The following is a 6,650-nucleotide window of genomic DNA, read 5'->3' as shown; positions in this document are numbered from 1 at the left end:
AGTCGGACCCGAACAGCACGCGGTCGGTGCCCACCATCTCGACGATCTCACTGAATCGGTCCTCCCAGAACGGGGTGATGTAGACGCAGCGTTTGAACGCTTCAATGGGATCCTCGCTGAACGAGTGCGGCATCTTTTTGTAGACGCCCTTGAGGCCCTTGAAGAGGTCAGGCACCCAGTCGGCGCCGTTTTCAATCGACAGGATCCGTAGCTCCGGGTTGCGGGACAACGCGCCGTGGCACACCAGCGCGCCCATCGCGTCCATGATCGGCCGATGACCCATCGTGAGACTTCGGAAGGCGGTCGGCTTGAACGGCAGGAACTCGTCACCGGGTTCCCAGACATTCGCGAATTCCGAGTAACCACTGTCCGAGGCGTGCATCGACACCGGGATCTGGGCTTTGATGCAGGCCTGCCAGAAGGGGTCGAACTCCTCGAGGCCAAACGAGCGGCTGCCGCGGTAGCCGGGCACCGGCGCCGGCCGCACCAGCACGGTGCGGGCGCCGCGCTCCAGGCACCACTCGAGTTCTTCGAGCGCCCGTTCGACGATGGGCAGGGTGATCACCGGGGTGGCGAAGATGCGTTCCTTGAAATTGAAGGACCACTGCTCGTACATCCACTGGTTGAGCGCATGGATGACGTCGTGAGTCATCTCCGGGTCATCCTTCATGCGCTCCTCGACCAGGCTGGCCAGCGTCGGGAACATCAGGGCGTAGTCGATGCCCAGCTCGTTCATGACCTCCAACCGTGGGCCGGGTTCGCGGAAAGCGGGGATGGCCTTCATCGGCTCGCCCAGGATTTCCCGGTAAGTCTTGCCCTGCGCGCCATGACGGAAGTAGTCCTCTTGGGCGCCCGGCCGGGCCACCACCTCAAACGTCGGATTAGGGATGTATTCGCTGATGTGGCCGCGCACGACGATCTTCGTGCGACCGCGAACCTGCACATAGTCGATCACGTTCTTGCGCTTGTCCGGGAGAAACTTGGTCAGCGCCTCTTGTGGCTCGTACATGTGGTTGTCGGCGTCGAAGACCGGGAAGGAAAGTTCGCGAGACGGCATGGCGATCTCCTGAGAGGTCTGGGGTTCTCTATAGGTGGTAATGACGTTACCACTCCTCCGCGCCGACGTGTAGGGGCCTAATCCGGCGCGCGCAAGCCCGCCGTCGGCGTAGGCCCCTCGATGATCGCGAAGTTCACGGTGGCCGTGGCGGCGAGCTCATCGCCGTCGCCGTAGATGTCGACCTGCATAACCATCGCCCGCCTGCCGCTGCGCAGCATTCGCGGGACCGCGCGTGCCGCGCCCTGGCGGATCGGCCGCAGGTAGCGGACGAAGAGGTCGGCGGTCGTCATGGTCGTGCCCGGCTGCAGATACTCCAATCCGAACTGGCCTCCCGCTACGTCGACGAGCGTGGCGATCAAGCCGCCCTGAAGCGCGCCGGACGTGTTGACCACGTGCGGGCTGACCGGCATCGTCATCGCAAACTCGCCGTTGTGGGTGCCCGGTCGCATTCCGATCTGGGCGAACAGCTCCGTGAGCGATGGTGTGGCCGACTCGCCGTCCGTGTCCCGGATGCCCAGCGCACCACTGCAGAAGTCGTAGAGCTGGCCGACGTCGATCGGTGTGCCGATCAATTCCGTGCCGAGCCAATGCAATCGTTGCGCGCCCATGATCGTCTGCATGACGATCGCTGCCGCGGATCCGACGTCGAGTCCCGGGTTGAACATCCCTTCGGTGATGCCTTGTCCGACGATGTCGCGAATCAGTTGGTGCAAGGGCGAGAGCACGCGGGCGTAGTCGCGGGGCCGGGTTTCGGCCAGGTGCTGGTTGTAGAGGCTCAACGCCCTGTTGAGGCTGTCCTGGGTGATTGACTCCGGTTGCTGACTGATGCGGTCGATCACCAGCTTCAGCGCGGCGGTGCTGTCGAGCCCCTTGACCTCGGCGCGCCAGGCTCGCGTCGATTGGGCGATCGTCCTCTCGAACAGGGCGAGCAGCAGTTCATCCTTGCTGCTGAAGTGCTGGTAGAAGGCCCGCAGCGAGGTCTTCGACCGCGCGACGACCTCCTGAACGGTGAAGTCGGTGCGCCCGGTTTCGCCCAGTATTGCCACGGCGGTCTTGATGAAGCGGTCAGCGCGGGTCACTTCAGCTTCGTCGCCGGGCTCGGCCATGAGCACTTGCCCCTTCCGGTGCGTACTGATTGCCCTTCGAGAATGAGGTTACCGCGCGGGGTGATGCGGCCGTCGGCGGCTACCTCGATCGAGAGGGGTTAGCCTGCTGGAATGTCGACGTCGAAGCTGTCGGGCAAGGTTGCATTCGTTACCGGCGGCGCGTCGGGCATCGGCGCCGCGTTCACCGCCAAGCTGGTCGATCAGGGAACCGACGTGTGGATCGCCGATCGCCAAATCGGCCCCGCCGAGGAGCTGGCGCAACGCCTCAGCGGTAGGGCCGGTACGGCGACCGCCGTCGAACTCGATGTGCGGGACTACCCATCGTTCGAGCGCGTCATCGGAGAGACGATGCGCCAATCTGGCCGCATCGACTATCTGTTCAACAATGCCGGCATCGGTGTCGCCGGCGAAGTCGACTCGTACACGCTCGATGACTGGAATGACGTCATCGACGTGAACCTGCGCGGCGTGATCCACGGCATCCAGGCCGTCTATCCGATCATGATCCAGCAGCACTCAGGACACATCGTCAACACGGCTTCCATGGCCGGACTCGTGACCACCGCGGGCCAGGCAAGCTACACCGCAACCAAACACGCCGTCGTCGCGATCTCGAAGACGTTACGTCTGGAGGCCGAGCGCCACGGCGTGCGGGTCTCGGTGCTCTGCCCTGGGGCGATCCGGACACCGATCCTCACGGGCGGGGTGTACGGACGAACCGAAAGGGCGGGTGTCAGCGACGAGGACATCCTCAGGATGTGGGAGCGGTTGCGCCCGATGGCACCGGACAAATTCGCTGAGCGCGCCCTTCGCGCGGTGCTACGTGAAGACACCATCATTGTGGTGCCGGCCTGGTGGAAGACTTTTTGGTACCTGGAGCGGCTATCGCCGGCGCTGTCGATGCGAGTCACCAAGCGAATGCTCCAGCGGATACGTGAAATGCAGTCCGCCACAACCTGATCCGGTGATCCCATGCGATCCGGAAGTCAGAACGGTGGTGGGTCGTCGTCGGGGTCGGGGGGTGGCAGCGCGAAGTAGTCGCGGGCCGGCGCTTTTTGGGCCATTCGGGCGTCGCGGTTGTGGCGGCGTTCGGTGGCGATGCGTGCGGCGCGGTTTTGGGTGCGGGTGCGGCGGCGTTTGGGCATCATCGCGCTGCGTTGGGCGCAGTAGTCTGCCGGTGGGTCGGCTTCGGGGGTGGGTATGCCGCCGACCGCATAGCACAGGCTGGGAAACAGCAGGGCGCTGCCGGGGGTGGTGACATAGGTCTGCCCCGATGGGGAGGTCAAAATCAGCGTCCCGTCCGCCAGCTGCTTTTCGGCCCACCCCAAGAAGGTCTTGATCAAGTGGTGGGACCGACTGGCTGGATAACCGTCTGAAAGGTCGCGCTCAAACGACTACAGGCCGGTCCGATCCTCGATGCGCTGCCTGACGGCGTCTTTCCCGTTAGCGAGGGTCGCCAATCCCAACTGGGTGGCGCTCCAACCGCCGTTGGCTCCTGTTGTGTAGTCCCACATAAGGTACAGGTAGACCAGTTCAGCATGCTCTAACAGCTGCACAGCTTCCGCTATAGGCCCCTTCAGTTGGCCTCTGACTGACTTTCCGGCCTTCGGGTGTGCAAGAAACAGCCAGTCGACCAGGTTCTCTGTGTCGAGGTAATCGCCGTAAGGGGAGTCTCTTGGTCCGCCCGGGCCAAACGCCCCCATAAGTTCTGTGGCCAGCTCTGCTCGCGGCGCACCGATTGCCCACTCAAACATGGCTCGTGCCCAGTCATCGACGGCCACGGGGTCTGGCATGACACCCTCCTATGGGACGCGGGGTTGGCAGCCCGAATCCTATGCCTGCGGGCCACCCGGCGGGAGTCGTCGAAGGTGCGGTGAGTCGCGAACTCGGCAACCAATGTGCCCAGGTCCTTCAGGAATCCCACGCGGCCCTCCTTGGTGGCGTGGACCGGCCCGGCTCGATCTCAAATCAGTGTGCCGTCGGGCAGCTGTTTCTCGTGCCCGCCCCAAAACGTTTTCACTAAGTGATGGCAGCGACCTTCCGAACAACCCTGAAGAACGAACCGGCATGAGCGCCGTCGCCGTCGCCGTCGCTGCTGGGCCCGTCGCCGACGCTAACCGGTGCTAGCCGCCGCCGTTGCCGCCGCCGCCGCCGCTGGCAGCGCCGTCGCCATCCGCCAATACGCCGCCGCCGGTGCCGCCGCCGCCGCCGATGCCGGCGCTGCCTGGGTTAAACGCGCCTATCCCGCCCGTGGCGCTGGGGTTAATGCTGGCGCCGCCGGGGCTGCCGGCACTGCCGGGGACTCCGCCGGGACCGCCGGGAGTGGTGCCGCCGGCTTCACCGCCGGTGCCGCCGGTACCGCCGGTTCCGCCGGTGATACCGCCGCCTCCTCCTCCGCCGCCGCCGCCGGCGGCGACGTTGCTGCTGTTGGTGCCGGTGGCGTAGCCACCTCCGCCGCCGCCGCCGCCGCCGACGGTACCGGCGCTGTTGCCACCCGCGCCAGTGACCGTGTTGGAACCGAAGTTGGCGGCGCCGCCGCCGCCACCACCACCGCCAGGACCGCCAGTGCTACCGGCGGCGGCGCCGCCTTCCCCGCCGCCGCCGCCGGCGGCGGTACCGCCGACCGTCCCGTCCAGCACGACCGAACCGCCGGCACCGCCGGTGCCGCCGGTGCCGCCGGTGCCGCCGCCGGTACTGTCGCCGCCTAGGCCGCCGCTTCCACCGCCTCCGCCGCCGATGGCGGCGGGGACGGTGGCGTTTTGGGTGTCGTTGGTGCCGCCACCGCCGGGGCCGCCGTTGCCGCCGGCACCGCCGACATGACCATTGCCGCCGTTACCGCCGTTACCGCCGGTACCGCCGATAACGGTGACGTTGCCGCTTGCGTTGACAATTCCGCCGCCGCCGCCAGTGCCGCCGGTGCCGCCGGTGCCCCCAGCGCCCGCGCTGGCGCCGGGGCCGCCCCCACTGCCACCCAGCCCGGCAGCTCCGCCATTACCGCCGTTACCGCCGTTGCCGGCGTGGTTCCCGGTGCCGGCGGCGCCCAGACCGCCCTGGCCTCCGGCGCCGCCGCTGCCGCCAACCCCACCGTTGGCGTTGGCACCGTGGGCGCCCACATGGCCGCCGAACAATCCCGTTCCCTGACCGCCGGCGCCGCCCGCACCTCCAGCGCCGCCGTTACCGCCGTTGGTGCCAGCGCCCCCGTCGGTGCCGTTGATAAACATGGTGGTCCCGTTTGTGCCGGCGACACCTTGGCCGCCGGCACCACCGGCCCCGCCGACCCCTCCACCCCCACCGCCACCACCATTGCCGTGCAACAGCCCGCCGCGCCCACCGGCCCCACCAACCCCGCCAGCGCCGCCGTTGCCGCCGTTGGTGGCTAGGGCCGCCGAACCCGTGGCGCCAGTGACACCGACCCCACCGGCCGCGCCCTTGCCGCCGTTGCCGAACAGGAAAGCGTCACCGCCCTTGCCGCCGGGCTGCCCGGGTGCCCCGGACCCGCCATCACCGCCAGGGCCGAACAAGATCCCGCCCGGCCCGCCGTTTTGCCCGGTCCCCGGCACCCCATCGGTGCCCTTGCCGATCAACGGCATCCCCAACACCAAGTTGGTGGGCTCGTTGATCACCGCCCGCACGTCTTGCCAGAGGGGCTCGAGGGTTTGCAGCGGCGAGGTGTTGGCCGCCTCGGTCATTGAATACGCGCCCCCCGCGCCGTTCAGGGCGCGCACAAAAACGTGATGAAACGCCGCGGCCTGCGCGCTCAACGCCTGATAGCCCTGGGCATGGACGGAAAATGCCGCCGCAATCGCGGCCGACACCTCATCCTCAGCCGCGGCGAGAATCCCCGTTGTCGGGCCCGCCGCCGCCGCATGCGCGGAGCTCAGCGCCGAGCCGATGTTGGACAGGTCCGATGCCGCCGAAGCCATAAGCTCTGGGGCCGTCATCACATACGACATGGCATCCTCCAGCTGTCCGCCCCCAGCGGAAACAATGTATCGCCGTTCCACACCACGCATTCGGCGTTTCAAGAAAAGGGGGTCACTCCCGCGCGCAAGGACTAGATGACGTCGCCGCGACCCTTTCGCCTCCAGCGAACGATTGACCGGCCTGTCGCAGAACCGGACCGGGCAAGGCCGCAGATAGCGTCGACGATCATGACGATGAATATCGCGGCGAGCGGCGCGTTTTGGATACCGGAGACGCCCGGCGTGGCAGTACGCGGTGCATTCAAGGCAGACCCGGGACAGCATCCCGAGGCGGTGCTCGCCGGTGCCTTGGTCCAAGACCCACGGGTGACGCGCTCAGAAACCGGGGGCGTCACCTACGCAATGGGGCCTGCCGGAGGTGTAAAGGCATCGTTAGCTATCACGATGCAAGGCCGACACGACAACGCTGACTTCGTCACCCTGATGACTGCGCAGAACTTTGGCGATCCAGGCCCCCGTTTGGCCCTCCCCGTTACCACGCGCACTACGCCATAGTGGGCGACC

5 protein-coding genes and 1 pseudogene are annotated in these 6,650 nt (G+C 67.0%); 1 reads left to right on the top strand and 5 read right to left on the bottom strand.

Annotated features, from left to right (window positions below):
- On the bottom strand, nucleotides 1-1,057 hold a 1,057-nt coding region (locus JO059_RS10765), incomplete at its 3' end, for an amidohydrolase family protein (protein ID WP_293316661.1).
- 77 nt (nucleotides 1,058-1,134) lie between these two features.
- A complete protein-coding gene (locus tag JO059_RS10760; protein WP_293316659.1) occupies nucleotides 1,135-2,163 on the bottom strand; it encodes a hotdog fold thioesterase in 1,029 nt (342 codons plus the stop codon).
- A gap of 111 nt (nucleotides 2,164-2,274) precedes the next feature.
- Here JO059_RS10760 and JO059_RS10755 point away from each other — a divergent pair, with 111 nt between their 5' ends.
- Entirely contained in the window at nucleotides 2,275-3,123 is an 849-nt protein-coding gene (locus JO059_RS10755) for an SDR family NAD(P)-dependent oxidoreductase (RefSeq protein WP_293316657.1), read from the top strand.
- Between the two features lie 26 nt (nucleotides 3,124-3,149).
- Here JO059_RS10755 and JO059_RS10750 read toward each other — a convergent pair.
- The 3 genes and pseudogenes from JO059_RS10750 to JO059_RS10740 all read right to left on the bottom strand — a co-directional run.
- A pseudogene (locus JO059_RS10750) lies at nucleotides 3,150-3,518 on the bottom strand (hypothetical protein); the annotation flags it as partial.
- Nucleotides 3,519-3,557: 39 nt separating this feature from the next.
- Nucleotides 3,558-3,719, bottom strand: a complete 162-nt coding sequence (locus tag JO059_RS10745; protein ID WP_293316655.1) for a hypothetical protein — start codon at nucleotides 3,717-3,719, stop codon at nucleotides 3,558-3,560.
- Nucleotides 3,720-4,286: 567 nt separating this feature from the next.
- Nucleotides 4,287-6,116, bottom strand: coding sequence for a PE family protein (locus tag JO059_RS10740; RefSeq protein WP_293316653.1), 1,830 nt, complete (start codon nucleotides 6,114-6,116; stop codon nucleotides 4,287-4,289).
- Nucleotides 6,117-6,650: the final 534 nt, after the last annotated feature.

Source organism: Mycobacterium sp. (genome assembly GCF_019247615.1).
Lineage (GTDB): Bacteria > Actinomycetota > Actinomycetes > Mycobacteriales > Mycobacteriaceae > Mycobacterium.
Note: the sequence above shows the minus strand (reverse complement) of the source record. Positions and strands in the feature narration are given on the sequence as shown.

Coding starts and splice junctions, on each gene's coding strand:
- JO059_RS10755 (WP_293316657.1), top strand. CDS start 2,275: ATGTCGACGTCGAAGCTGTCGGGCAAGGTTGCATTCGTTACCGGCGGC.
- JO059_RS10740 (WP_293316653.1), bottom strand. CDS start 6,116: ATGTCGTATGTGATGACGGCCCCAGAGCTTATGGCTTCGGCGGCATCG.
- JO059_RS10760 (WP_293316659.1), bottom strand. CDS start 2,163: ATGGCCGAGCCCGGCGACGAAGCTGAAGTGACCCGCGCTGACCGCTTC.